20 protein-coding genes are annotated in these 22,185 nt (G+C 71.5%); 15 read left to right on the plus strand and 5 right to left on the minus strand.

What is annotated here, in order from left to right; genetic code table 11:
- The first annotated feature begins 119 nt into the window (after positions 1 to 119).
- From L0984_RS01055 to L0984_RS01085, 7 genes are all read left to right on the plus strand, one after another.
- On the plus strand, positions 120 to 1,550 hold the full coding sequence (locus L0984_RS01055; protein WP_234191933.1) for a DUF2868 domain-containing protein: 1,431 nt from the start codon (positions 120 to 122) through the stop codon (positions 1,548 to 1,550).
- Entirely contained in the window at positions 1,547 to 3,031 is a 1,485-nt protein-coding gene (locus L0984_RS01060) for a GTPase/DUF3482 domain-containing protein (RefSeq protein ID WP_234191934.1), read from the plus strand. Before L0984_RS01055 ends, L0984_RS01060 begins: the two co-directional genes overlap by 4 nt.
- 300 nt (positions 3,032 to 3,331) lie before the next feature.
- The gene (locus tag L0984_RS01065) at positions 3,332 to 4,138 is read left to right on the plus strand and encodes a glutamine amidotransferase (RefSeq protein ID WP_234191935.1); all 807 of its coding nucleotides are present in this window, start codon (positions 3,332 to 3,334) and stop codon (positions 4,136 to 4,138) included.
- 41 nt (positions 4,139 to 4,179) lie between these two features.
- A complete protein-coding gene (locus L0984_RS01070) occupies positions 4,180 to 4,830 on the plus strand; it encodes a CDP-alcohol phosphatidyltransferase family protein (RefSeq protein ID WP_017759447.1) in 651 nt (216 codons plus the stop codon).
- 49 nt (positions 4,831 to 4,879) lie between these two features.
- Positions 4,880 to 5,527, plus strand: a complete 648-nt coding sequence (locus tag L0984_RS01075) for a histidine phosphatase family protein (RefSeq protein ID WP_234191936.1) — start codon at positions 4,880 to 4,882, stop codon at positions 5,525 to 5,527.
- 102 nt (positions 5,528 to 5,629) lie between these two features.
- A complete protein-coding gene (locus L0984_RS01080) occupies positions 5,630 to 7,201 on the plus strand; it encodes a GGDEF domain-containing protein (RefSeq protein ID WP_234191937.1) in 1,572 nt (523 codons plus the stop codon).
- A gap of 210 nt (positions 7,202 to 7,411) precedes the next feature.
- Positions 7,412 to 8,410, plus strand: coding sequence for a DnaJ C-terminal domain-containing protein (locus L0984_RS01085; RefSeq protein ID WP_234191938.1), 999 nt, complete (start codon positions 7,412 to 7,414; stop codon positions 8,408 to 8,410).
- A 61-nt stretch (positions 8,411 to 8,471) separates the two neighbouring features.
- Here the strand turns inward: L0984_RS01085 and L0984_RS01090 are convergent, their stop codons facing one another.
- Positions 8,472 to 9,353, minus strand: coding sequence for an IclR family transcriptional regulator (locus tag L0984_RS01090; RefSeq protein ID WP_370645866.1), 882 nt, complete (start codon positions 9,351 to 9,353; stop codon positions 8,472 to 8,474).
- A gap of 143 nt (positions 9,354 to 9,496) precedes the next feature.
- Between L0984_RS01090 and L0984_RS01095 the strand changes: the two genes are divergently transcribed.
- From L0984_RS01095 to L0984_RS01105, 3 genes are all read left to right on the plus strand, one after another.
- Positions 9,497 to 10,447: a Bug family tripartite tricarboxylate transporter substrate binding protein gene (locus tag L0984_RS01095; protein ID WP_370645894.1), complete on the plus strand. Its 951-nt coding sequence runs from the start codon at positions 9,497 to 9,499 to the stop codon at positions 10,445 to 10,447.
- Positions 10,448 to 10,512: 65 nt separating this feature from the next.
- The gene (locus tag L0984_RS01100) at positions 10,513 to 12,894 is read left to right on the plus strand and encodes a cytochrome P450/oxidoreductase (RefSeq protein WP_234191940.1); all 2,382 of its coding nucleotides are present in this window, start codon (positions 10,513 to 10,515) and stop codon (positions 12,892 to 12,894) included.
- Between the two features lie 353 nt (positions 12,895 to 13,247).
- Complete coding sequence (locus L0984_RS01105) at positions 13,248 to 14,261, plus strand: hypothetical protein (RefSeq protein ID WP_234191941.1); 1,014 nt, start codon at positions 13,248 to 13,250, stop codon at positions 14,259 to 14,261.
- Between the two features lie 103 nt (positions 14,262 to 14,364).
- On the opposite strand, the gene L0984_RS01110 is transcribed toward L0984_RS01105, so the two are convergent.
- Positions 14,365 to 15,156, minus strand: a complete 792-nt coding sequence (locus tag L0984_RS01110; RefSeq protein ID WP_234191942.1) for an IclR family transcriptional regulator — start codon at positions 15,154 to 15,156, stop codon at positions 14,365 to 14,367.
- Positions 15,157 to 15,313: 157 nt separating this feature from the next.
- On the opposite strand from L0984_RS01110, the gene L0984_RS01115 reads away from it, so the two are divergent.
- From L0984_RS01115 to L0984_RS01130, 4 genes are all read left to right on the plus strand, one after another.
- The gene (locus L0984_RS01115) at positions 15,314 to 16,075 is read left to right on the plus strand and encodes an ABC transporter substrate-binding protein (protein WP_234191943.1); all 762 of its coding nucleotides are present in this window, start codon (positions 15,314 to 15,316) and stop codon (positions 16,073 to 16,075) included.
- 16 nt (positions 16,076 to 16,091) lie between these two features.
- Positions 16,092 to 16,757, plus strand: a complete 666-nt coding sequence (gene ehuD, locus L0984_RS01120; RefSeq protein ID WP_234191944.1) for an ectoine/hydroxyectoine ABC transporter permease subunit EhuD — start codon at positions 16,092 to 16,094, stop codon at positions 16,755 to 16,757.
- Positions 16,754 to 17,497, plus strand: coding sequence for an amino acid ABC transporter ATP-binding protein (locus L0984_RS01125; RefSeq protein WP_234191945.1), 744 nt, complete (start codon positions 16,754 to 16,756; stop codon positions 17,495 to 17,497). Before ehuD ends, L0984_RS01125 begins: the two co-directional genes overlap by 4 nt.
- A gap of 107 nt (positions 17,498 to 17,604) precedes the next feature.
- Positions 17,605 to 18,876 (plus strand): NAD(P)/FAD-dependent oxidoreductase, encoded by a 1,272-nt coding sequence (locus tag L0984_RS01130; RefSeq protein ID WP_234192751.1) that lies wholly within the window; start codon positions 17,605 to 17,607, stop codon positions 18,874 to 18,876.
- Here L0984_RS01130 and L0984_RS01135 read toward each other — a convergent pair.
- Complete coding sequence (locus L0984_RS01135; protein ID WP_234191946.1) at positions 18,863 to 19,777, minus strand: LysR family transcriptional regulator; 915 nt, start codon at positions 19,775 to 19,777, stop codon at positions 18,863 to 18,865. The genes L0984_RS01130 and L0984_RS01135 overlap by 14 nt on opposite strands.
- Before the next feature lie 191 nt (positions 19,778 to 19,968).
- Here L0984_RS01135 and L0984_RS01140 point away from each other — a divergent pair, with 191 nt between their 5' ends.
- Entirely contained in the window at positions 19,969 to 21,003 is a 1,035-nt protein-coding gene (locus L0984_RS01140) for an aldo/keto reductase (protein WP_234191947.1), read from the plus strand.
- Between the two features lie 4 nt (positions 21,004 to 21,007).
- Here L0984_RS01140 and L0984_RS01145 read toward each other — a convergent pair whose 3' ends face one another.
- Positions 21,008 to 21,184, minus strand: coding sequence for a hypothetical protein (locus L0984_RS01145; protein ID WP_234191948.1), 177 nt, complete (start codon positions 21,182 to 21,184; stop codon positions 21,008 to 21,010).
- A 3-nt stretch (positions 21,185 to 21,187) separates the two neighbouring features.
- Positions 21,188 to 22,075 carry a 3-hydroxyisobutyrate dehydrogenase gene (gene mmsB, locus L0984_RS01150; RefSeq protein WP_234191949.1) on the minus strand — a complete coding sequence of 296 codons (888 nt, stop codon included), beginning with the start codon at positions 22,073 to 22,075 and terminating at the stop codon, positions 21,188 to 21,190.
- Positions 22,076 to 22,185 lie beyond the last annotated feature (110 nt).

Here is a 22,185-nt window from a genome sequence, read left to right on the forward strand (position 1 = left end):
AGCGGGCCGGAGGGCAGGCAAATGAACGGTCAGCCGACCGTCAGACGTCGGCCGCCGGGGACAATGCGACCCATGTCCCGCCCTTCGCCGAGCCGCCGGCTGCCGCCGCGCCTTCCCTCTTGATCCTCCTGCCTGCCCCCCTGTCCTTCACCGATGCGCTGACGACCGAGGCGATCCGGCGCATCGAGTCCGACGGTCCGCTGGAAGACCAGTCGGTGCTGCGCCAGCTCGCCCATGCGCCCGAACCCGCACCCTGGCCGCTGGTGCAGCGGGCCCGCCTGCTGGCGGAACGCCTGGGACTGCCCGGCCGGCTGGCCCGCGCCCGCGATCTGGCACCCCTGGTGCTGCTCGGCTTGGCCGCCCTCATGGTGGTGGCCGGCCTGGGGCTGGCGGGCGCGGTGGTGGATGCGCAGGAGCGCCGCATCAACGTCATCGCCTCGCTGGCGGGCCTGCTGGGCCTGCACGGCCTGTCGCTGCTGGCCTGGCTGGCGGCGCTGCTGGTGCCGGGCCGCGGCCGGGGCGGCGCCCTGGCTGGCCGGCTGTGGCTGGCCCTTACCGCGCGCACGGCCCTGGGCCGCGGACGCGAGGGCGCCGCGCTGCTGCAGGCCGGCGTCCAGTTGCTGGAGCGGGCGCGGCTGCTGCCCTGGCTGCTGGGCCTGGCCAGCCACCTGCTGTGGACCATCGGCTTCGGCGTCGCCATCGCAGCGCTGCTGTCCGCCCTGGCCTTCCGCCGCTACACGCTGGGCTGGGAGACGACGCTGCTCGATCCCGCCGGCTTTGCCCGGGCCATCGACGCACTGGCGTGGCTGCCCGGCCTCCTGGGTTTTCCGGTGCCGGATGCCGCGTTGATTCGTGCCGCGGGCGATCCCGCCGCCGCGCCCGATGCGGCGGGCCAGGCGGTGCTGGCCTGGTGGCTGGTGGGCTGCGTGCTCGTCTATGGCCTGCTGCCGCGGCTGCTGTGCGCCCTGTGGTGCGCCGCCCTGTGGCAGGCACGGCGCCGTCGGCTGCAGCCCGACTTCACCCTGCCCTACTACCGGCAGTTGCAGGCGCGTCTCGACGCCCTCGTGCCCGCCCGGGTGGTCGACGCCGAGCCGGTGCCCGGACACGGCGCGGCCCTGCCCCGGCGCGCCGGCGATGCGCCGGGCGCCCCGGTGCTGCTGGCCTTCGAGCTCCCACCCGAGCAGCCCTGGCCGCCGGCCGATCTGCCGCACGACGTCCGGGCCTGGGCCTGCGACGGCAGCGCCTCGGCCCGCGCCGCCGCCGTGCAACAGGTGGCGGCCTGGCGACCGCGGCGGCTGGTGGTGGCCTGCCAGGCCACGGCGAGCCCCGACCGCGGCACCGAACGCCTGCTGCGCGAGCTGCTGCCCCTGACCGCGTCGCTGCACCTGTGGCTGGTCGATACCGACCAGGCCGACGAGGCGCAGCGGGCCCGCTGGCCGCGGTGGCTGCATGACACCGGCCTGGATGCGCTCGTCGCCTGCCATCCGCACTGGCAGTCCGCCCTGGCGGACGTGGCGCCTGGACCGGCGACGCCGGAGGTACCCCGATGACCGCCTCCACACCCCCGTCGACCGCCCTGGACAGCGCCGCAGGCACCGGCCCCGACGCGCCGCCGCTGCGCATCGCCGTGGTGGGCCACACCAATGTCGGCAAGACCTCGCTGCTGCGCACCCTGACGCGGCGGGTCGACTTCGGCGAGGTCTCCGACCGGCCCGGCACCACCCGCCACGTGGAGCAGGTGGACCTGCGCATCGACGGCACGCCGGTCGTGCGCTTCCACGACACGCCGGGCCTGGAGGACGCCGTCACGCTGCTGGCCCACGTGTCGCAGCTGCCCGGCGACAGCCGGCCCGCCCGCATCCGGGCCTTCCTGCAGGGCCCCGAGGCGCAGGCCGCCTTCGAGCAGGAGGCCAAGGTGCTGCGCCTGCTGCTCGATGCCGATGCCGCCTTCCTGGTGATCGACACGCGCGAGCCGGTGCTGCCCAAGTACTGCGACGAGGTCGAACTGCTGGGCGCCTGTGCCCGGCCCGTGCTGCCGGTCCTCAACTTCATCGCCCATGGCGCCAGCCGGGAGCCGCAGTGGCGCGCCATGCTGTCCGACGCCGGCCTGCATGCCGTGGTGCGATTCGACGCCGCCGCGCCCTTCACCGGTGCCGAGCGCGACCTGTACCACGACCTGGGCACCCTGCTGCCCGCACGCCGCGAGGCGCTGCGGGGCGTGGCCGCGCATCTCCTTGCCGAAGCCGCCGCCCGGCATGCCGGCGCCTGCCACGCCGTCGCGGGCACCCTGGTGTCCTGCGCCGCATTGCAGCGGGTGGTGCCGACGGCGCAGTTGGCCGATCCGCAGCGCCGCGCCGCCGAGGTGGAGGCCCTGCGCGCCACATTGCAGGACGAGGTGCGCGGCAACACCGCGGCCTTGCTCCGGCTGTACGGCTTCCGGCCTGGCGATGCGGCGGAGCCGCCGCTGCCGCAGCTGGAAGGCCTCGAAGGCATGGACCTGTTCAACCCCGAGCTGTTGCGTCAGGCGGGGCTCCGCCTGGGCCAGGGCGCGGCGGTCGGCGCGGTGCTCGGCGCTGCGGCCGATCTGGCGGTGGGCGGGCTGTCTCTGGGGGCCGGCGCCCTTCTCGGCGGCACCCTGGGCGGCGCACTGGCCCAGGGGCTCGGCCCGCTGGGCCGCCGCCTGGCCGGGCGGTTGCGCGGGCAGCAGGCGCTGACCGTCGAGGACGCCCTGCTGTACGTGCTGGCAGAGCGCCAGTTGGCCCTGGTGCGGGCGTTCGAGGCGCGCGGGCATGGCGCGGTGGGGACGGCGGCCGTCGACACGGCCACCGCCGCCGTGCCGGCCGAGCGGTCCGATGCCCTGCGCGCCGCCGTCCAGGCCACGCGTGTCGCGCGGGCGCATCCGGAGTGGCGGCCGACCGGTGCACGCCGGGCCGTGGTCTCGTCCGCGCGCGACGAGGCCGTCGACCGCGTGGCGGCGCACCTGGTGCAGGCTGCGGGCCGCGTGGCCAACGGCCCTCCGACCCTCTTTTGACGCCTCGACCGCGGCCGGCCGAAGGGCCGAATTCCCTCACGACGCGGACGGGCTTCCTACACCGGGCCCCTGGGCCGTCCGACGGCGCACGGCTGTCCGACCGGCCCACACTGCATTCCATCGCAATTCGAGGAGCTCCTCCGTGAACACCATCATCTACATCGTCGGTCTGGTCGTCGTCATCGCTGCCGTGCTCTCCTTCTTCGGCCTGCGCTGAGCGGCGGACCGATGGCTCGGCGCGACGCCGGGCCATGCGGCACCGGATGCCGCGGCGGCGCCGCACTGCGGCATGATCGGCGGATGACTTCCGCCGGTGCCGCCCCCTCATCCCCTACATCCTCCCCCTCCCCGCTCTCGGCCGATTCCCGGCCGCTGCTGATCGTCAAGACTGGCAGCACGCTCGAAGCACTGCGCGCCCGGCAGGGCGATTTCGACGACTGGATCGCCCGCGGCCTCGGCGTCGATGACGACGAGATCCAGGTCTGCGATCCGCGCGATGGCGGCCTCCTGCCCGAGCCGGGCACGCTGCGCGGCGTCGTCATCACCGGCTCCCATGAAATGGTCTCGCACCGGGCGCCCTGGAGCGAGCGAACGGCCGCCTGGCTGGCGCGTTGCGTGGAGGCCGAGGTGCCCGTGCTGGGCATCTGCTACGGCCATCAACTGCTGGCCCACGCCATGGGCGGCGAGGTGGACTTCCACCCGGGCGGGCTGGAGATCGGCACCGTGCCGCTACGGCTGGCGTCCCACGCGCAGGAAGACCCTCTCTTCGCCGGCCTGCCCGAGCAGTTTCCTGTCCAAGTCATTCATCGTCAGAGTGCGTTGCGGCTTCCGCCCGGCGCCGTGCCGCTGGCGTCCAACGCGCACGAGCCGCACCAGGCCTTCCGCATCGGCCGCTGCGCCTGGGGCGTGCAGTTCCACCCGGAGTTCGATGCCGAGGCGATGCAGGGCTACGTCCAGGCGCAGGCGCCCCATCTCGACGACCCCGCGGCGGTGGCGGCGCAGGTGCGGGCCACGCCAGAGGCCGCCAGCCTGCTGGGCCGCTTTGCGCGGCTCGCCACGGCCGGAACCGGACGGCAGACTACATCGGCCGCCTCTGTCGCCGGCTAGGGTGATGCGGTCTTCCAGCCCTTTCCAGGAGTGAACGCGCCATGTCCACCCACGTCTCTTCCGTCGACGCTTCTGCGCGCCGCCGGCATTTCTCGATGATCCGCGGCTTCCATCTCGCCGACTTCTTCACCCTGGGCAACGCCGCCTGCGGCATGGGCCTGGTGCTGCTGGCCATGGCCTATGTCGCCAGCGGCGATGTGCGGCATTTCTATGCGGCCGCGGTGCTGGCACCGGCCGCCTTCGTGCTCGACATCTTCGACGGCCGCATCGCGCGCTGGCGGCAGACGCATTCCGCGCTGGGGCGCGAGCTGGACTCGCTGGCGGACGTGATCTCCTTCGGCGTGGCGCCTGCTGCCCTGGGCTTCGCGGCCGGCCTGCGCGGCGGCTGGGACGCGGTCGTGCTGCTGTACTTCGTGTGCTGCGGCGTGAGCCGGCTGGCCCGCTACAACGTCACGGCCGAGACGCTGTCCGAAGGCGGCGACAAGGTGCGCTACTTCGAAGGAACGCCCATTCCCACCAGCGTGGTGCTGGTGGGGCTGCTGGCCTGGGCCGCGGCGCAGGACCGGCTGGGCGGCGCGCTGTGGGGCGGCAGCTGGGAGATCGGGCCGTGGACGCTGCATGCCTTCACATTGCTATACGCCTTGTCGGGCACATTGATGATCAGCAAGACGCTGCGCATTCCCAAGTTCTGAAGGTGCCGCGCCGCCTGTCGGCGCCGGCCCCACCACCCCGACCCGTCCCATGACCCATCCCGCACCCCAACTCACCCAGCATGCCAAGGGCCTGGCGCAATTGATCGAGCTGGCCGCCGCCGTGCCCCTGGCGCCGGCCGTCGACCACTTCTATTTCCTTCGCCATGGCCAGACGCCGCGCAATGCGCTGCGGATCTTCCAGTCCTACGACGAGCCGCTGTCGGATCTGGGCCTGCAGCAGGCGGCGCTGGCCGCCGCCGTGCTGGCGAACGAGCCCATCCGCAGCATCGTCTGCAGTGACGCACGGCGGGCCTTCGACACGGCCCACACCGTGGCCGCGCCGCTCAAGCTCACCCCGGTGGCGCGCGAGGTGCTGCGCGAGCGGCACTTCGGCTGCCTCGTGGGCACCTCGTCGGTGGACATCGACTGGGCCTGCGCCCCCGAGGGCGGCGAGACGCTGGCCCAGTTCGTCGACCGCAAGCGTGCCGCCCTGGACGCTGCCCTGCAGGAGCCGGCGCCCGTGCTCATCGTGGCCCATGGCGGCACCCTGTACGTGTTGGCGGCGCTGCTGGACGTGCCCGTGGATGCGGCGGTGCTGGGCAACGCGCAGCCGCTGCGTTTCGACCGCGCCGCCGATGGCCGCTGGGGCGTGCGCGCATTGCAGGCCACCGACGGCAGCATCGCCGCTGTCGCCTGACACACAGCGGCGGCGCTGTTGTGCGCGGCGCACCTGTCATTGCGCCTACATTAACGATGAGTTGACTTTTTCTGACGCCACGGGCGGTTGATACCAGCCTTCATGAAATCCGTCCGCCGTCGTTGGCCCCTGGTGGTCAACCTGAGGCACTTGATCATTGCGCTGACCACGTCCAGCGCGGTGGTGTCGCTGCTGGCCACCTTCTACGCCAGCTACAAGGTGCAGCGCCAGCAATTGATCGCGCAGTCGCTCGAATCCAACCTGGCCTATGCGAACAAGCTCGCCAGCAGCACCGACGATTACTTCAAGGGCGTGCTGCAGCAGATGGCCTACGCCGCCAGCCAGGTGGCCCCGGGGTTGCATGACGCCGAGCGCGTGGACGCTGAAGCCCGGCGCCTGCATCTGCAGACCGACAGCCTCAATTCGGTGGTGATCGCCGACAGTGCGGGGCGGGTTCTGGCCGATTCGCCCCCGCAGCTCAACCTGCGCGGCTCGCTGCTGCACACGCCGCAGGCCACGCAGGCCCTGGAGGCGGCCGGGCCGCGGGTCAGCGCGCCCTACCTCGCGCCCAGCGGCAACATGCTGGTGCTGGTCTCTCAGCCCATCGTGGGCACGGACGGCGCGCGCAAGGGCGTGATCCTGGGCGCGATCTACCTGCGGCAGCAGAGCGCGCTGAACAAGCTGCTGGGCACGCACTACTACCACGATGGTTCCTACCTCTACGTGGTCGACCGCGAGCGGCGCATCCTGTACCACCCCGAGGCGCAGCGCGTTGGCACCCTCATGGGCACCAACCCGGCCGCCGACCGCATCGCCCGGGGCGTCTCGGGCAGCGAGGTGCTGGTGAATTCGCGGGGCATCGAGATGGTGGCCGGCTATTCCATCGTGCCGGCCACGGGCTGGGGCGTCGTGGTGCAACGGCCCCTGTCGGCCACGCTGGCCCCCATCGGGGCGCTGATGCGGCAGGTGATGGAGTGGACGCTGCCGCTGGCCGCGGTGGCGCTGCTGCTGGTCTGGGCCTTTGCCCTGAAGATCGCCAGTCCCCTCCACGCCCTGGCCGCCACGGCCGCCAGCTACCGGCCCGGCGAGTCCGATGCGCGGCTGCGCTCGATCTCGTCGTGGTACTTCGAGGCCGCCCAGCTCAAGAAGGCCATGCTGCGCGGCCTGGGCGTGTTCGACGGCAACCTACGCCGGCTGCAGAAGGACGCGGCCACCGATCCGCTGACCGGACTGGGCAACCGCCGGCAGTTCGATTTCAGCCTGGCCGTGCTGGCCGAGGGCGAGACCCCGTTCTGCGTGGTGCTGCTCGACATCGATTTCTTCAAGCAGGTCAACGACCGCTTCGGCCACAACGTGGGCGATGCCCATCTGCGCCAGCTGGCGGGTCTCATGGCGGAAGGCCTGCGGCCCGAGGACCTGGCCTGCCGCATCGGGGGCGAGGAGTTCGCCCTGCTGCTGCCTGGCACGGCCCTGACCGAGGCGGTGGCCATCGCCGAGTCGCTGCGGCGCCGTGCGGCCGAGTCGGCGGCGCCCGACGGGCAGGCTGGCACCCTGTCGCTCGGCGTTGCCGAATGGCAGGGCCCGGACGACGACGTGGAGGCGGTGCTGAGAACGGCGGACGAACGCCTGTACGCCGCCAAGGCGCAGGGGCGCAACCGGGTCGTCTTCAACTGAGCGTCGTCGTCGACGCGGCCCCTTGCAAATATCGGGCCAGGACTGCACCTGGGGGTCAGCATCGCCTGGCGCGCAACGCGTGCAGGACCCGCGACGTGGCGCGCCCCCACAGCGCCGCGCCGTCTTGGCGGCACGCCTTGGGCGTCAGGCGACGCAAGGCCCGGCACGGCCCGGGCCTTGCGCATCCACGAACCTGGGACACGCAACGCCATGGACGCTTCGAAGAACCACTACGACACGCTGGGCGTGGCGCCCGACGCCACCGCCGACCAGATCCGCAAGGCCTACCGCCGCCTTGCGCGCAAATACCACCCCGACGTCAGCAAGGAAGCCGACGCGCAGACGCGCATGCGCGAGATCAACGAGGCCCACGAGGTGCTCGGCGATCCCGCCAGGCGCGCCGAATACGACGCGATGGCCGAGCGGCTGCGCCGCGGCGCGACCATGGGGCACGGCGAGGGCTTCGCACCGCCGCCGGGCTGGGAAGACGGCTTCAGCTTCTTCCGCAGCGGCGGCCCGGGCGCCGGTGCCGAGGCGCCTGACCTGGGCGCCTTCTTTTCCGACCTGTTCGGCGCCGGCGCTGCCGGGCCTGTGGGCGGCGGTGCCGGGCGACGTGCCCGCGCCGCGACGGGCGAGGACCGCCATGCCGCCATCGAGGTCCCGCTGGAATTCGCACTGGCCGGTGGCGAGCGCGAGATCCAGTTGCAGGCGGTGGAGCTCGACGCCGGCGGACGGCCCCGGCCGGTGACCCGCACGCTGCAGGTGCGCGTGCCGCGCGGGGTGCGGCCCGGGCAGCAGATCCGCCTGGCGGGCCAGGGCATGCCGGGCATCGGCGGCGAGCCGGCCGGTGACCTGTACCTGGAGGTGCGGATCGCGCCGCACCCGCTCTACCGCGTCGAGGGGCGCGACCTGGTCATGGATCTGCCCGTGACGCCCGCGGAAGCCGCGCTGGGTGCCGAGGTGGAGGTGCCGCTGCCGGGCGGCGGCACCGGGCAGGTAAAGGTGCCGGCTGCGGCGCGTGCGGGCATGAAGCTGCGGCTGAAGGGCCGCGGGCTGGGTGGCGACCTGTACCTGGTGCTGTCGATCGCCGTCGCGCCGGCCGACAGCGCGGCGGCGCGCGCGGCCTACGAGCAGCTCGCCAGGGCGACGGCCGGATTCGACCCTCGCCGCGACCTCGGCGCGCGCAGCCGCACGGCCAGCACGGCCTGAGCCTTCATCGCGGGACGCTCACCAGCCCGCGCCGTCCCGGTGCGCCAGACAACGCCGCGGCTCAGACGGCGGCCGCTCCATGGCCCAGGCGGCGGCTGGCGGCAGACGCGGCCTCGCGCAAGGCCAGGCCCACCGGCCCCTCGGGGTCGGGATCGAACCCGCCTGTGGCGCCCAGCGCCGTGATCACCGCCCGCACCCGGCCGGCATGGTCGAACAGGGGCGCCGCGATGGCGCTGATGCCCGGCAGGTTGGTGTCGCGCACCCAGGCGCAGCCGGCGGCCCGCACGGACTCGCACAGCTGCGCGATGGGCCGTTCGTCCGCGAGCGAGGCCCGATGCCGTCCATCGGCCTGCGCCAGTTCCGCCTCGGCCAGCGCACACACGCGCGCCTCGTCGCCCAGCCAGCCCAGGAAGGCGCGGCCCGTGGCCGACCACAACAGCGGCAGCACCGAGCCGACGCGCACGTTCACGGTGATCGGCAGGCCGGGCTCCTCGAAGCGGACGATGGTCGGCCCCTTGTTGCCCATCACCGCCAGGAAGCAGGTCACTTCGAGCGACTCGCGCAGGTGCACCAGGGCGGGCTCGGCCAGCCGGAGCGGGTCGGCCTGGCGCATGGCGGCCACGCCGATCTGGATGGCCGCCGCACCCAGGAAGTAGTGCTGCGAGCCACTGTCCTGCGTCACCAGTTCCTCTTCGACCAGGCTGGCCAGGTAGCGGTGGACCTTGGCCGGGCTTTCGCCCACGTGGGCGGCCAGGGCCGTCAGGCTGGCCCGCCCGCCCATGCGCGCGAGGCCCTTGAGCACGGCCATGCCGGTTTCGGCGGACTGCACGCGCTGACGGCGCTCCCGGGCACGCGCGGGGGCTTCGGCCTCGGCCGAGCCGGCGGCGGCGCCATCGGCTTCGGGAACAAGGGAATCGGGCAAGGGCGGAGGTCGGCGGGGCATGGTGCGCAAGGGAATGGGGTTAACCCGATCCGCGAGATTACGCAATGCGTACCAAAATTACGCCTATCAAAAACCCGAAGACGCCTTGTCGGGCGTCAAGATCTGGAGACTTTTCCATGAAGAAGCTTCTGGCTTCCTGCCTGATGGCGCTGCCGTTGCTGGCGCCCGTCGCCTCCGCACAGGCACAACAGGCCGCCTACCCGTCCAAGCAGATGCGCTGGCTGGTGCCGTATCCGGCGGGCGGCGGCTCGGATTTCCTGGCCCGCACCATCGGCCAGCAGCTGTCGACCCAGACCGGCCAGCCGGTGCTGGTCGAGAACAAGCCGGGCGGCAACACCGCCATCGCCGCCGCCGACGTGGTGCGCTCGCAGCCGGACGGCTACACCATGCTCTCGGCCGACAACGGCACGCTGGTGTTCAACCCCGTGCTCTACAAGAGCCTGAGCTACAACCCCGGCAAGGACCTGGCGCCCGTCACGCTGATGGGCCGCTTCCCGATGATCCTGGTGGTCAGCCCCAGCGTCACGGCCAAGGACGCCAAGGAATTCATCGCCCAGGTCAAGGCCAATCCGCAAGGCATCAACTTCGCCTCGGCCGGCGCGGGGAGCCCGCACCACCTCGCGATGGAACTGCTCAAGACCGAGGCCGGCCTCAAGATGACCCATGCGCCCTACCGCGGCGCCGCCCCGGCGCTGGCCGATGTGGCGGGCGGCCAGGTGCCGGCCATGATGGTGGACCTGGCGGCCGGTGCCGGCTTCATCAAGGGCGGCAAGGTGCGCGCGCTGGCCGTGGCCAACGCCACGCGCCTGCCGCAGCTGCCCGACGTGCCGACCTTCGCCGAGCTGGGCTTCAAGAACGTCGAGGCCGCCGCGCTGGTGGGTCTGGTGGTGCCCGCCGCCACGCCGGCCGAGACGGTGAATGCGCTCAACAAGCAGGTGGTCGCTGCCATCAACACACCCGAGGTGCACAAGAAGCTGATCGATTTCGGCGTCGAGCCGGTCGGCAACACGCCCGCGCAGTTCGCCGAACTGCTCAAGGGCGAGAACGCGCGCTGGCACAAGCTGATCCGTGACCTGAACATCACGCTGGACTGATTCTTCGTTGGCGCCCGCGCCGCCCACTGGGGTGGCGCGGGCGTTTCGCTTTCTGGAGTAGCTGCATGACCGCCCCCGTCGCCGACGCCCCCGCCTCCGCCTCCGCCTCCGCCTCCGCCTCCGCTGGCGGCTGTCCTTTTGCTCACACCGCTGCGCCAGCATCGGCCGCGCCCAACGGCTGCCCGGTCAGTCATGCGGCGGCCGCGTTCGACCCTTTCAGCGATGGCTACCAGCAGGACCCGCCCGACTACGTGCGCTGGGCACGCGAGCAGGAGCCCGTCTTCTACAGTCCGCTGCTGGGCTACTGGGTGGTGACGCGCTACGAGGACATCAAGGCGATCTTTCGCGACAACCTCACCTTCAGCCCCTCCATCGCCCTTGAGAAGATCACGCCCACCGGGCCCGAGGCGAACGCGGTGCTGGCCAGCTACGGCTTCGCCCTCAACCGCACGCTGGTCAACGAGGACGAGCCGGCCCACATGCCGCGCCGCCGCGCGCTCATGGAGCCCTTCACGCCCGAGCACCTGAAGCACCACGAACCGCTGGTGCGCCAACTGGCCCGGGAGTATGTCGACCGCTTCATCGACGACGGCCGCGCCGACCTGGTGGACCAGATGCTTTGGGAGGTACCGCTCACCGTCGCCCTGCACTTCCTGGGCGTGCCCGAGGAGGACATGGACACGCTGCGCCAGTACTCCATCGCCCACACCGTCAACACCTGGGGCCGGCCGAAGCCGGAGGAGCAGGTGGCCGTGGCCCATGCCGTCGGCAACTTCTGGCAGTACGCCGGCCAGGTGCTCGACAAGATGCGCGCCAACCCCGACGCGCCGGGCTGGATGCAGTACGGCATCCGCATGCAGAAGCAACTGCCGGAGGTCGTGACCGACTCCTACCTGCATTCCATGATGATGGCCGGCATCGTGGCCGCGCACGAGACCACGGCCAACGCCACGGCCAATGCGATGAAGCTGCTGCTGCAGCACCCCACCGCCTGGCGCGAGATCTGCGAAGACCCGGGCCTGATCCCCAATGCCGTCGAGGAATGCCTGCGCCACAACGGCTCGGTCGCCGCCTGGCGCCGGCTGGCGACCAAGGACGTGACCGTGGGCGGCATCGCCATCCCGGCGGGCAGCAAGCTGCTGATCGTCACCTCCTCGGCCAACCATGACGAGCGCCACTTTGCCGACGCCGACCTGTTCGACATCCGCCGCGACAACGCCAGCGACCACCTGACCTTCGGCTACGGCTCGCATCAGTGCATGGGCAAGAACCTGGCGCGCATGGAGATGCAGGTCTTCCTGGAGGAATTCACCCGCCGGCTGCCGCACATGCGCCTGGCCGAGCAGCAGTTCAGCTACGTGCCCAACACCTCCTTCCGCGGGCCGGAGCACCTGTGGGTGGAATGGAACCCGACGGCCAACCCGGAGCGCCGCAACGCCGACGTGCGCGACGGCGAGCGCGCCCCGGTGCGCATCGGCGAACCCACGGGCCATGCGCTGTCGCGGCCCGTGGTCGTCGAGCGTGCCGAGCCGGCGGCCGAAGGCATCGTCCGCCTGCGCCTGGTGGCGGCTGACGGCGGCGCCCTGCCCCGCTGGTCGCCCGGCGCGCACATCGACGTGGAATGCGGCGACACGGGGCTGTCGCGCCAGTATTCGCTGTGCGGCGATCCCGCCGATGCCCGCGCCTTCGAGATCGCGGTGCTGCTGGAGCCGCAGAGCCGCGGTGGCTCGGCGTGGATGCACGCCCATGCCCATGAAGGCGCACGCCTGCGCATCCGCGGCCCGCGCAACCACTTCCGGCTCGACGAAGGGGCGAAGCGCCTGGTGCTGATCGCTGGCGGCATCGGCATCACGCCCATCAGCGCCATGGCGCGGCGGGCGCAGGCGCTGGGCATTCCCTACGACCTCCACTACTGCGGCCGCCAACGCGCCACGATGGCGATGGTGGACGAGTTGCAGGCCCTGCATGGCGAGCGGCTGCACCTGCATGCGGGCGACGAAGGCCGGCGGCTGGACCTGGCCGAACTGCTGCGCGTGCCGCAGGCCGGCACGCAGATCTATGCCTGTGGCCCCACGCGCCTGCTCGACGCGCTGGCCGGGCACAGCGCGCACTGGCCCGAGGACAGCCTGCGCGTGGAGCATTTCGCCTCCACGCTCGGCACGCTGGACCCGAGCCAGGAACATGGCTTCGAGGCCGAACTGATGGATTCGGGCCTGACCATCGCCGTGCGGCCCGACCAGACGCTGCTCCAGGCCCTGCGCGCCGCCAACATCGACGTGCAGAGCGATTGCGAGGAAGGCCTGTGCGGCTCCTGCGAGGTGGCGGTCATCGAGGGGGACATCGACCACCGCGACCGCGTGTTGACCCGCGCCGAGCGCGAGGCCAATCGCAAGATGATGAGCTGCTGTTCGCGGGCCTGCGGGCAGAAGGTGGTCTTGCAGCTTTGAACCGGTCGCCGATTCAGGGGCTGTTATTCCTTCGCCGATTCTGCATATCCACGGATCGAGTGACGTCCCAAAACCGTCGGCAAACCAAACGACCAATAACCAATTGTCAAGGCAACAGTGAAGCTCAAAGAATTGATCACATAAGCTTCATTGGGATGGAGAGGCCACTCTGAGTGGGCAATCCGGCGCACTACCATTCCCGGCTTTCCGGGAGTGCACTCATGAAACCATGTGCTTTTAAGCTTTTTGACAAAAAGAAAATAGACGTCTTATTGGTGGCCGGCGCAGCCCGTAAAGCGCTGGTCATTCTTGTGGGGGGCGCATTGATTTGCGGGGCCGCCGGCGCACAGATCGTGATCAGCGACAGCGGCGTGGCGCCGGCCAATCCCGGCGCATTGCTCGAAATGGACAGCAACAGCCGCGGTCTTCTGTTCACCCGTATTCCCCTGACCGACAGCAATACCTGGGGCCTGGCCGGCAGCCAGCCCGTCGATGGCATGGTGGTCTACAACACCACCTCGGGCAATGGCCTGGCGCCCGGGCTCATGGTGTGGACCAGCGGCCGATGGGTGAACGTGAACGACACGTCGTACCTCAACGTCAACGCCGGCACCGCCGGCAATGCCTCGGCCGCCACATCGGGCGCCACCGGCACGGGCAGCATGGCGGTGGGGCCCGACGCCAGCGCCGCCGGGGGCCAGGCGCTGGCCGTCGGCCAGAACACCAGCGCAGCCGGCGCGGGCGCCGTCGCCGTCGGGCATAACGCGTCGGCCTCCGGTGCCGGGTCGGTGGCCCTCGGCGAATCCGCCACGGCCGATACCCCCAACAGTGTGGCCCTGGGCGCCGGCAGCCAGACCCGCCCAACTGTGGCCACGCCTGGCACGCGGATCGCCGGCAACGACTACGCCTTCGCGGGCGGCAGCCCGGCCGGGGCGGTCTCGGTCGGGAGCAGCGGCAGCGAGCGCCAGGTCCAGAACGTGGCGGCGGGCCAGCTGAGCCCCACCAGCACGGACGCCGTCAACGGCAGCCAGCTCTACGCCACCAACCGCGCCGTGGAAGCCTTGAATGCGTCCACCGGCGCCCTGCAGAGCCGGGTCGACCGGCTGCAGGATCAGCTCAGCCGCCAGGGCTCCGCCCTGTCGGGCGGCATCGCGGCGGCTGCGGCGATGGCCGTCGTCACGCCGATGGACCAAGGTCGTTATCACCTGACCGGGTCCCTGGCGAGCTACAACGGTCAGGCGGGGGTGGGCATGAACCTCCTGCGTCGCTCGGATGACGGCCGTACGACGCTGCACGCCGGCGTCGGCTGGGGCACGGGCGGCAGCAAGGCCATCGCCCGGGTGGGCTTCGGCGTTTCCTTCGACTGAGAAGCCTGCGCACCTTCCGTCGAGCCCCGCCGGATACCGCCAGGCCCGGAACCTCGCCCTCCGATCCCGCAGTCCGCGTGGTTCGGATCCCAGCCGCGCGGCGTCAGTCCACCAGCCGCGCCGAGGTGCTCAACGAGCGCGCACATTGCAGCAGCGGGGGCGCCAGGCGCTGCTGCGCTTCCTCCAAGGTCCAGCGGCTGGTCGGCGCCACCACATGCACCGAGGCCACCGGCCGGCCGCCACGGCCCAGCACCGGCGCGGCCACGGTCATGTCGCCCAGGTAGAGCTCCTCCCGGTTGGTGGCATAGCCGCGCTCGCGGGCCAGCCGCAGCTCGTCCATGATGGCCTCCAGCTCGGTGCGGGTGTGGGGGGTGTGGGCCACACGCTGCGAGGCGGCGACGCGCTCGCGCGCCTCGGCCTCGGGCAAAGCGCTCAGCCAGGCCCGGCCGGACGCCGTGCAGTACATCGGGATGCGGCTGCCGATGGGCATGTGCACCGGCACGAACTGCGCACTCACGAAGCGGGCCACGTAGACCATCTCCAGCCCGTCGGGCTCCGTGAGGTTGCAGGTCTCGGCCGTCACCTTGGCGAGCTCGGCCAGAAAAGGATTGGCCGCGTCGATCAGCGCGTCGGAGGCCAGGTACGCGAAGCCGATCTCCATGGTGCGCGGCGTCAGCTGGTAGCGCCGCGTCTCCGGATGCTTGCGGATGTACCCCAACTGCTCGAAGGTGAACACCATGCGCTGGGCAGAACTCTTGTTGATCTGCGCGGCCTGGGCGATCTCGGCCAGGTTCATGGTCCGGCGCTGGGCGTTGAAGGCGCTCAGCACGGCCAGTCCCTTCTCCAGCGACTGGTTGAACAGCAGGGGACGGTCTTCGCTGGGACTTTTGCTCATCGCCCGAGAATATCGCATATCGATTTGCAAGTGGTGCATATCGCAATATTTAAATCGTCATGAACTTTGATTCAATCGATTTGTGGCATGAGCCTTGCGATCAGTGATTCATGTCCGTACCCCGTGCACCATTTCGACTCACTCAGGAGCTTCAGGCATGACCTTCCTCACCCGCCGCTTTCTTCTGGTCGCTGCAGCCTCGGCCGCCGCTGTCGCCCCCTTCGCCCGCGCCCAGACGCCGGGCACCATCAACGTCGGTGCCACGGCGACCGGCATTCCCTTCACCTTCCTCGACGTCAAGACCAACAGCATCCAGGGGATGATGGTCGACACCGTCAACGCGGTGGGCAAGGCGGCAGGGCTCAAGGTCAATGTGCAGCAGACCGTGTTCTCGGCCCTGATCCCCTCGCTCACGGCGCAGAAGATCGACGTCATCTCGGCCGCCATGCTCAAGACGCCGGCGCGCGCCGAGGTGGTCGATTTCAGCGAGCCCGTCTACTCCTACGGCGAAGGCCTGCTGGTCAAGGCCGACGACGCCAAGGCCTACGCCTCCCTGGACGACCTCAAGGGCGAAGTGGTGGGTGCCCAGGTCGGCACCGTGTTCCTCGACATGCTCAACAAGAAGGGCATCTTCAAGGAGGTGCGCAGCTACGACTCGCTGGCCGACCTGACGCGCGACCTGGCGCTCGGCCGCATCAAGGCGGGCCTCGGCGACCAGCCCATCCTGGCCTACCAGGTGCGGCAGAACACCTTCCCCGGCGTCAAGCTGGCCGCCGGCTACAAGCCGGTGAACGTGGGCGACGTGTGCCTGGTGGTGCGCAAGGGCGACAAGGCCCTGCTGGACCAGCTGAACAAGGCCATCGCCACGATCAAGGCCGACGGCACGCTGGCGCAGATCGTCCAGAAGTGGGGCATCTGAGCCGCACCGACCGCCGATGAACGCCTTTCTCCAGCACGCGCGGGACTTCCTGCCGATCCTGCTGCAGGGTGCCGTGGTGACGGTGCAGGTCACGGTGCTCTCCTTCCTGCTGTCCACGGTGCTGGGGCTGGGCCTGGCGCTCATGAAGCGCTCGTCCCACCGCGGCATCGCGTGGACCGGCAGCAGCGTGGTCAACGTCATCCGCGGGCTGCCGATCATCGTGCAGCTCTTCTACATCTACTTCGTGCTGCCGGACCTGGGCATCCAGCTCAGCGCCTTCCAGGCGGGGGTGATCGGCCTGGGCATCGCCTACTCGGCCTACCAGGCCGAGAACTTCCGCGCCGGCATCGAGGCCGTCGACCCGGGCCAGCGCGAAGCGGCCGAGGCCATGGGCATGCGCCCCGCCATGGTGATGCGCCGCGTGGTGCTGCCGCAGGCCTTCCGCATCGCGCTGCCGCCCTATGGCAACACGCTGGTGATGATGCTCAAGGACTCGTCGCTGGTCTCCACCATCACGGTGGCCGAGATGACGCGGGCCGGTCAGCTCATCGCCTCGTCCACCTTCCAGAACATGACCGTCTACACCCTGGTCGCCCTGCTCTATCTGGCCATGAGCCTGCCGCTGGTCTGGGGCCTGCGCCGCCTGGAGGCCCGACTTGGCCTCGGAAGGAGGCACGCATGATCCGCATCGACCAGTTGCACAAGCGCTACGGCGACCACGAGGTGCTGCGCGGCGTGAGCCTGGAGGTGCAAGCCGGCGAGGTGGTCTGCCTGATCGGCCCCTCGGGCTCGGGCAAGTCCACGGTGCTTCGCTGCATCAATGGGCTGGAGTCGTACGAAGGCGGCAGCATCACCGCCTTCGGCCGGCCGGTGGACCGGCGCTCGCGCGACATCCACGCCCTGCGCAGCCGCATGGGCATGGTGTTCCAGCGCTTCAACCTGTTTCCGCACCGCACCGTGCTGGCCAACGTGATGGAAGGCCCCGTACAGGTGCGGCGCGAGCCCGTCGCGCAGGCGCGCGAGGAGGCGCTGGCGCTGCTTGCCAAGGTGGGCCTGGCCGACAAGGCCGAAGCCTGGCCGGCGCAGCTGTCGGGCGGCCAGCAGCAGCGCGTGGCCATCGCCCGCGCGCTGGCCATGAAGCCCGAGGCCATGCTCTTCGACGAGCCGACCTCCGCCCTCGATCCCGAGCTGGTCGGTGATGTGCTCGCCGTGATGCGCACCCTGGCCGACGAGGGCATGACCATGATCGTGGTGACCCACGAGATGGGCTTCGCCCGCGAGGTGGCGGACCGCGTGTGCTTCCTGCACGGCGGCGTGATCGTCGAGGAAGGCACGGCCGACCAGGTGCTGGGCGCGCCCAGCCAGCCGCGCACGCAGGACTTCCTGCGCCGCGTGCTGCGGCCGGCGGAGGTGGGGCGATGAGTGCCCTCCCGAGCGCCGCGGACAGCGCCGCCCCCTCGACCCAAGCCCAGGCGGCATCGGCGGTGCGCAGCCCGCTTCCCACCGAGGCGCCCTTCACCGGCCGGCCGATGCCGGATTCGCTCTGGGCCGCCACCGCCCCACCCGCCCCGCCGACGCCGCCGCTCGCCGAGGACGTGAAGTGCGACGTGCTCGTCATCGGCGGCGGCTACACCGGCCTGTCGGCCGCCCTGCACCTGGCCGAAGGCGGCGCCACCGTGTGCGTGCTGGAAGCGCAGCAGCCCGGCTGGGGCGCGTCGGGCCGCAACGGCGGCCAGGTGAATCCCACCCTCAAGCACGACCCGGACGAACTCGTCCGCCTGCTCGGCCCCGCGCAGGGCGAGGCGCTGAACCATGCCGTCTCCCGCTCGGCCGACCTGGTGTTCGACCTGATCGCCCGCCACGGCATCGACTGCCAGCCGGTGCGCGGCGGCTGGCTGCAGGCCGGCTACACCGACGAGGCGGTGGCCGGCATGCATGCACGCGCCCGCCAATGGACGGCGCGCGGCGAGCCGGTGCAGATGCTGGACCGCGCCGAGACGGCACGCCGGCTCGGCACCGACGCCTTCGCCGGCGGCTGGCTCGACGGCCGCGCCGGTGCGCTGCAGCCGCTGGCCTATGCGCGCGGCCTGGTGCGGGCCGCACAGGCGGCCGGTGCCCGCGTGCATGGCGATACGCAGGTGCTGCAGTTGCAGCGCCAGGGTCGGCGCTGGTGCGCCCGGACCTCTGCTGGACCCAGCGTGCAGGCCGACCAGGTGCTCATCGCCACCAACGGCTACACCGGCGCGCTGTGGCCCGGCCTCAAGCAGACGCTGCTCACGGCCAACAGCTTCATCGTCGCCACGCCTCCGCTGGAGGGGGACATGGCGACGCGCATCCTGCCCGGTGGCGAGACGGCCTCGACTTCTCAGCGGCTGCTGCTGTACTTCCGCCGCGACGCCCAGGGCCGGCTGCTGATGGGCGGGCGCGGGCATTTTGCCGACCCGTCCGGGCCGGCCGACTTCGCCCACCTGGAGCGTTCGCTGCGGCTGCTCTACCCCGAGCTCGGGGACGTCGGCTTCGACTACCGCTGGGCCGGCCGCATCGCCGTCACGCGCGACTTCATGCCGCATGTGCACGAGCCGGCGCCGGGCCTGTGCATGGCGCTGGGCTACAACGGCCGCGGCGTGGCCATGGGCACCAGCCTGGGTCGCCATGTGGCGGCCCGGCTGGCCGACCGCGCGGCGCCCTTTCCTTTTCCGGTGAGTCCCATCGTGCCGCTTCCGCTGCACGGGCTGCAGCGCTTCTACATCGCCGCCGGCGTCGCCTGGTACTCGCTGCTGGACCGTCTCAGCCAGCGATGAGCGCTGCGCCCTCCGCGCGCCACCAGTCGATGAAGGCCCGCAGGGCCGGCGAGGTCTGCCGCCGGCCCGGGTAGTAGAGCTGGAAGCCGGTGCCCGGCGGGCACCAGTCGTCCAGCACCGCCACCAGCCGGCCGCTGCGCAGATGCGGCGCCGCCATGGCCTCGTAGACATAGGCCCAGCCGGCGCCGTCGAGCGCGGCCTGCAGCGCCAGCGGCTGGTCGTCCACCGTCAGCCGGCCCGGCACGTCCAGCGCCACGCGCTCGGTGCCGCGGGCGAACTCCCAGTGGTAGAGCTCGCCGTGCGGAAAGCGCTGGCGGATGCAGGGCCGGACCAGCAGCGCCCAGGGGTCCTCAGGCGCGCCGTCCACGGCCGCCAGCGCTGGCGTGCCGACCACCACGAAGCGCTGCGGACCGCCCATCGGCAAGGCCACCATGTCGCGCGGCACCGCCTCTTCGAAGCGGATGCCGGCGTCGCAGCCGGCAGCCACGATGTCCAGGAAGCCGTCCTGCGTCTGCAGCTCCAGCGCGATGCGCGGATGGGCGACGAGGAAGGCGGACATGACCGGCGCCATGATCAGCTGTGCGGCGCTGCGGGGCATGTTCAGGCGCAGCAGGCCGGCGGGCTCGCCCACGGCCTCGTGCGCGGACTGCCAGGCGGCCTCCAGCCCGTCGAGATGGGGCCGCAGACGTGCCAGCAACTGCAGGCCGACGGCGCTGGGCGCGACGCTGCGCGTGGTGCGCTGCACCAGCGGCTGGCCCAGGGCTTCTTCCAGCGCCCGCACCGACTGGCTCACCGCCGAGGGGGTGACGCCCAGGCGCGCGGCGGCACGGCGGTAGCTCTGCAGTTCGGCCACGGCCGCGAAGGCGCGCAGTTGGCGAAGGTCGGGTGGCGACGGCGTCATAGGCGCGGATTGTGAAGCGGCGCTGCATGGGCCGTGCAGGCCGGACGGGATTGCTGCGCTGCCGCCCGCGGACGACGATGCAGACCTGTCCCGCGGGCTGGTGTGCTCGCCGCGCTGGCGTCAGCTCCATCCGGGCCGGCGCCTGGCGCGCCAGCCAGGGGCTCCCGCCGTCTTTCTTCCATGAGGCTTTCATGAGCATCCGCCCCGCCCCTTCCGATCCCGTTTCTGCCGCACCGCGCCCGCTCGCCGGCCGCCCGGTCTTCCCCGTCGGCCTCGGCTGCATGGGCATGAGCGAGTTCTACGGTGCCAGCGACGACGCCGAATCGCTCGCCGCGCTGCGCGCCGCCGTCGACCACTGCGTCCAGCATTTCGACACCGCCGACACCTACGGCTTCGGCCACAACGAGCAGCTGGTGGGCCGCTTCCTCGCCGGCCTCGCCGCCGCCGACCGCCAGCGGCTGACCGTGGCCACCAAGTTCGGCATCGTGCGCGAGCCGGGCCGTTACGAGCGGCGCATCGACAACACGCCGGCCTACGTCCGAGCGGCCTGCGAGGCCTCGCTGCGGCGGCTGGGCACCGACTGCATCGACCTCTACTACTGCCACCGACGCGACCCCGCGGTGCCCATCGAGGACGTGGCTGGCGCCATGGCGCAGCTGGTGGCCGAGGGCAAGGTGCGGGCCATCGGCTTCTCGGAGATCAACCCGGAGAGCCTGCGCCGCGCCCATGCGGTCCATCCGGTGGCTGCGCTGCAGAGCGAGTTCTCCCTCTGGGAGCGCGGGCTGGAGACCGAGCTGCTGCCGCTCACCCAGCAGCTGGGCGTCGCCCTCGTCGCCTACAGCCCCTTGGGCCGCGGCATGCTGACGGGCGCCCTGCCGGCAGCCTCGGAGCTGGAGGAAGGCGACTTCCGCCGGGCCCTGCCTCGCTTCAACGGCGAGGCGGCCGAGGCCAATCGGCGGCAGGTGGAGGCATTGAAGGCGCTGGCGGCGCAATGGGGTCTGCCCGCCACTCAGCTCGCGCTGGCCTGGACGCTGCACCGCGGCCCCAACGTCCTGCCGATTCCGGGTGCGCGCAGGCAGACCCATCTGGCGCAGAACGTCGGCGCGGCCACCGTAGTGCTGAGCGCGGCTCAAGCCGAGGCCCTGGACACGCTCTTTCCGCGTGGTACCACCGCTGGCGCGCGTTATCCGGATGCCGGCTGGGCGGGGATCGAGACGACGGCCTGACCGGTCAACTGGACGCCGCGTCGTCCAACGCGGGCAGAGGGCGTGCGGCCGCTGTGCTGCGCAGCGGCAATTCCAAGGCCGAGCCGGCCGTGTCCGGCAGCCGCTGCATGGCGGCCAGCAGGCTGCGGTCGCCGCCGTTCGATGCGGGCGGCGGGTGGTCAGTGCTGTCGTCCCTCAACATCCCTCACCCCGCCTTCTGCACCATCCGGATCACGCTGGAGAAGTCCAGCGCCCCATGCCCGGCGAGACTGTGCGCCGCATAGAGGCTGCGCGCCAGGCCACCCAGCGGGGTGCTGGCCTTGACGGCCATGGCGTTCTCCTGCGCGAGGCCCAGGTCCTTGAGCATCAGGTCGGTGCCGAAGCCGCCGGCGTAGCCCTTGGAGGCGGGGGCGGTCTCCATCACGCCGGGCAGCGGGTTGTACTTCTCCAGCGCCCAGTTGCCGCCGGAGCTGCGGCGCATGATCTCGGAGAGCACCTTCGGATCCAGCCCGTTGGCCACGCCCAGGGCGATGGCCTCCGACGTGCCGATCATCAGGATCCCCAGGAGCATGTTGTTGCAGATCTTGGCCGTCTGGCCCGCACCGGGGCCACCCGCGTGGAAGATATTGGCGCCCATCTTCTCCAGCACCGGCCGCGCCCGGGCCAGGTCGGCCTCGTTGCCGCCCACCATGAAGGTCAGCGTGCCGGCGATGGCGCCGCCCGTGCCGCCCGACACCGGCGCGTCGATGACGGCGATGCCGCGTGCGGCGCCGGCCTCGGCCACCTTGCGCGAGGTGGCGGCGGCGATGGTGCTCGAATCGATCACCAGCGTGCCGGGCGCGATCTGCGCCAGCAGGCCGGCTTCGCCCAGGTAGAGCGATTCCACATGGGCGCTGGCCGGCAGCATGCTGACCACCACCTCGGCCCCGCTCACCGCGGCGGAGGCCGATGCGGCGATGGCCACGCCCTGGCCCCGCAGCGCATCGCACGCGGCGGCCGAAAGGTCGAAGGCGCTGACGGCATGGCCGGCCTTGTGCAGGTTCAGGGCCATCGGGCCGCCCATGTTGCCGAGGCCGATGAATGCGATCTTCATGTGTGTCTCCTTGGATGTCTTGGGTGATGTCAGCGGACGAGAGGGCTGGCCTGCGGGTGCGGTGGTCGGTGCTGGCGCTCTGTGAGCGAGCGCGGCGGCTGCGGATGAGC

The sequence above is a fragment of the Pseudacidovorax sp. NFM-22 genome (genome assembly GCF_021401245.1).
Taxonomy (GTDB): Bacteria; Pseudomonadota; Gammaproteobacteria; order Burkholderiales; family Burkholderiaceae_C; genus Xenophilus.

Excerpts from the sequence above, each read along its gene's own strand:
- L0984_RS01060 (WP_234191934.1), top strand. The coding sequence starts at position 1,547 with ATGACCGCCTCCACACCCCCGTCGACCGCCCTGGACAGCGCCGCAGGC.
- L0984_RS01065 (WP_234191935.1), top strand. The coding sequence starts at position 3,332 with ATGACTTCCGCCGGTGCCGCCCCCTCATCCCCTACATCCTCCCCCTCC.
- L0984_RS01070 (WP_017759447.1), top strand. The coding sequence starts at position 4,180 with ATGTCCACCCACGTCTCTTCCGTCGACGCTTCTGCGCGCCGCCGGCAT.
- L0984_RS01075 (WP_234191936.1), top strand. The coding sequence starts at position 4,880 with ATGACCCATCCCGCACCCCAACTCACCCAGCATGCCAAGGGCCTGGCG.
- L0984_RS01080 (WP_234191937.1), top strand. The coding sequence starts at position 5,630 with ATGAAATCCGTCCGCCGTCGTTGGCCCCTGGTGGTCAACCTGAGGCAC.
- L0984_RS01085 (WP_234191938.1), top strand. The coding sequence starts at position 7,412 with ATGGACGCTTCGAAGAACCACTACGACACGCTGGGCGTGGCGCCCGAC.
- L0984_RS01090 (WP_370645866.1), bottom strand. The coding sequence starts at position 9,353 with ATGCCCCGCCGACCTCCGCCCTTGCCCGATTCCCTTGTTCCCGAAGCC.
- L0984_RS01095 (WP_370645894.1), top strand. The coding sequence starts at position 9,497 with ATGGCGCTGCCGTTGCTGGCGCCCGTCGCCTCCGCACAGGCACAACAG.
- L0984_RS01100 (WP_234191940.1), top strand. The coding sequence starts at position 10,513 with ATGACCGCCCCCGTCGCCGACGCCCCCGCCTCCGCCTCCGCCTCCGCC.
- L0984_RS01110 (WP_234191942.1), bottom strand. The coding sequence starts at position 15,156 with ATGAGCAAAAGTCCCAGCGAAGACCGTCCCCTGCTGTTCAACCAGTCG.
- L0984_RS01115 (WP_234191943.1), top strand. The coding sequence starts at position 15,314 with ATGACCTTCCTCACCCGCCGCTTTCTTCTGGTCGCTGCAGCCTCGGCC.
- ehuD (WP_234191944.1), top strand. The coding sequence starts at position 16,092 with ATGAACGCCTTTCTCCAGCACGCGCGGGACTTCCTGCCGATCCTGCTG.
- L0984_RS01125 (WP_234191945.1), top strand. The coding sequence starts at position 16,754 with ATGATCCGCATCGACCAGTTGCACAAGCGCTACGGCGACCACGAGGTG.
- L0984_RS01130 (WP_234192751.1), top strand. The coding sequence starts at position 17,605 with ATGCCGGATTCGCTCTGGGCCGCCACCGCCCCACCCGCCCCGCCGACG.
- L0984_RS01135 (WP_234191946.1), bottom strand. The coding sequence starts at position 19,777 with ATGACGCCGTCGCCACCCGACCTTCGCCAACTGCGCGCCTTCGCGGCC.
- L0984_RS01140 (WP_234191947.1), top strand. The coding sequence starts at position 19,969 with ATGAGCATCCGCCCCGCCCCTTCCGATCCCGTTTCTGCCGCACCGCGC.
- L0984_RS01145 (WP_234191948.1), bottom strand. The coding sequence starts at position 21,184 with ATGTTGAGGGACGACAGCACTGACCACCCGCCGCCCGCATCGAACGGC.
- mmsB (WP_234191949.1), bottom strand. The coding sequence starts at position 22,075 with ATGAAGATCGCATTCATCGGCCTCGGCAACATGGGCGGCCCGATGGCC.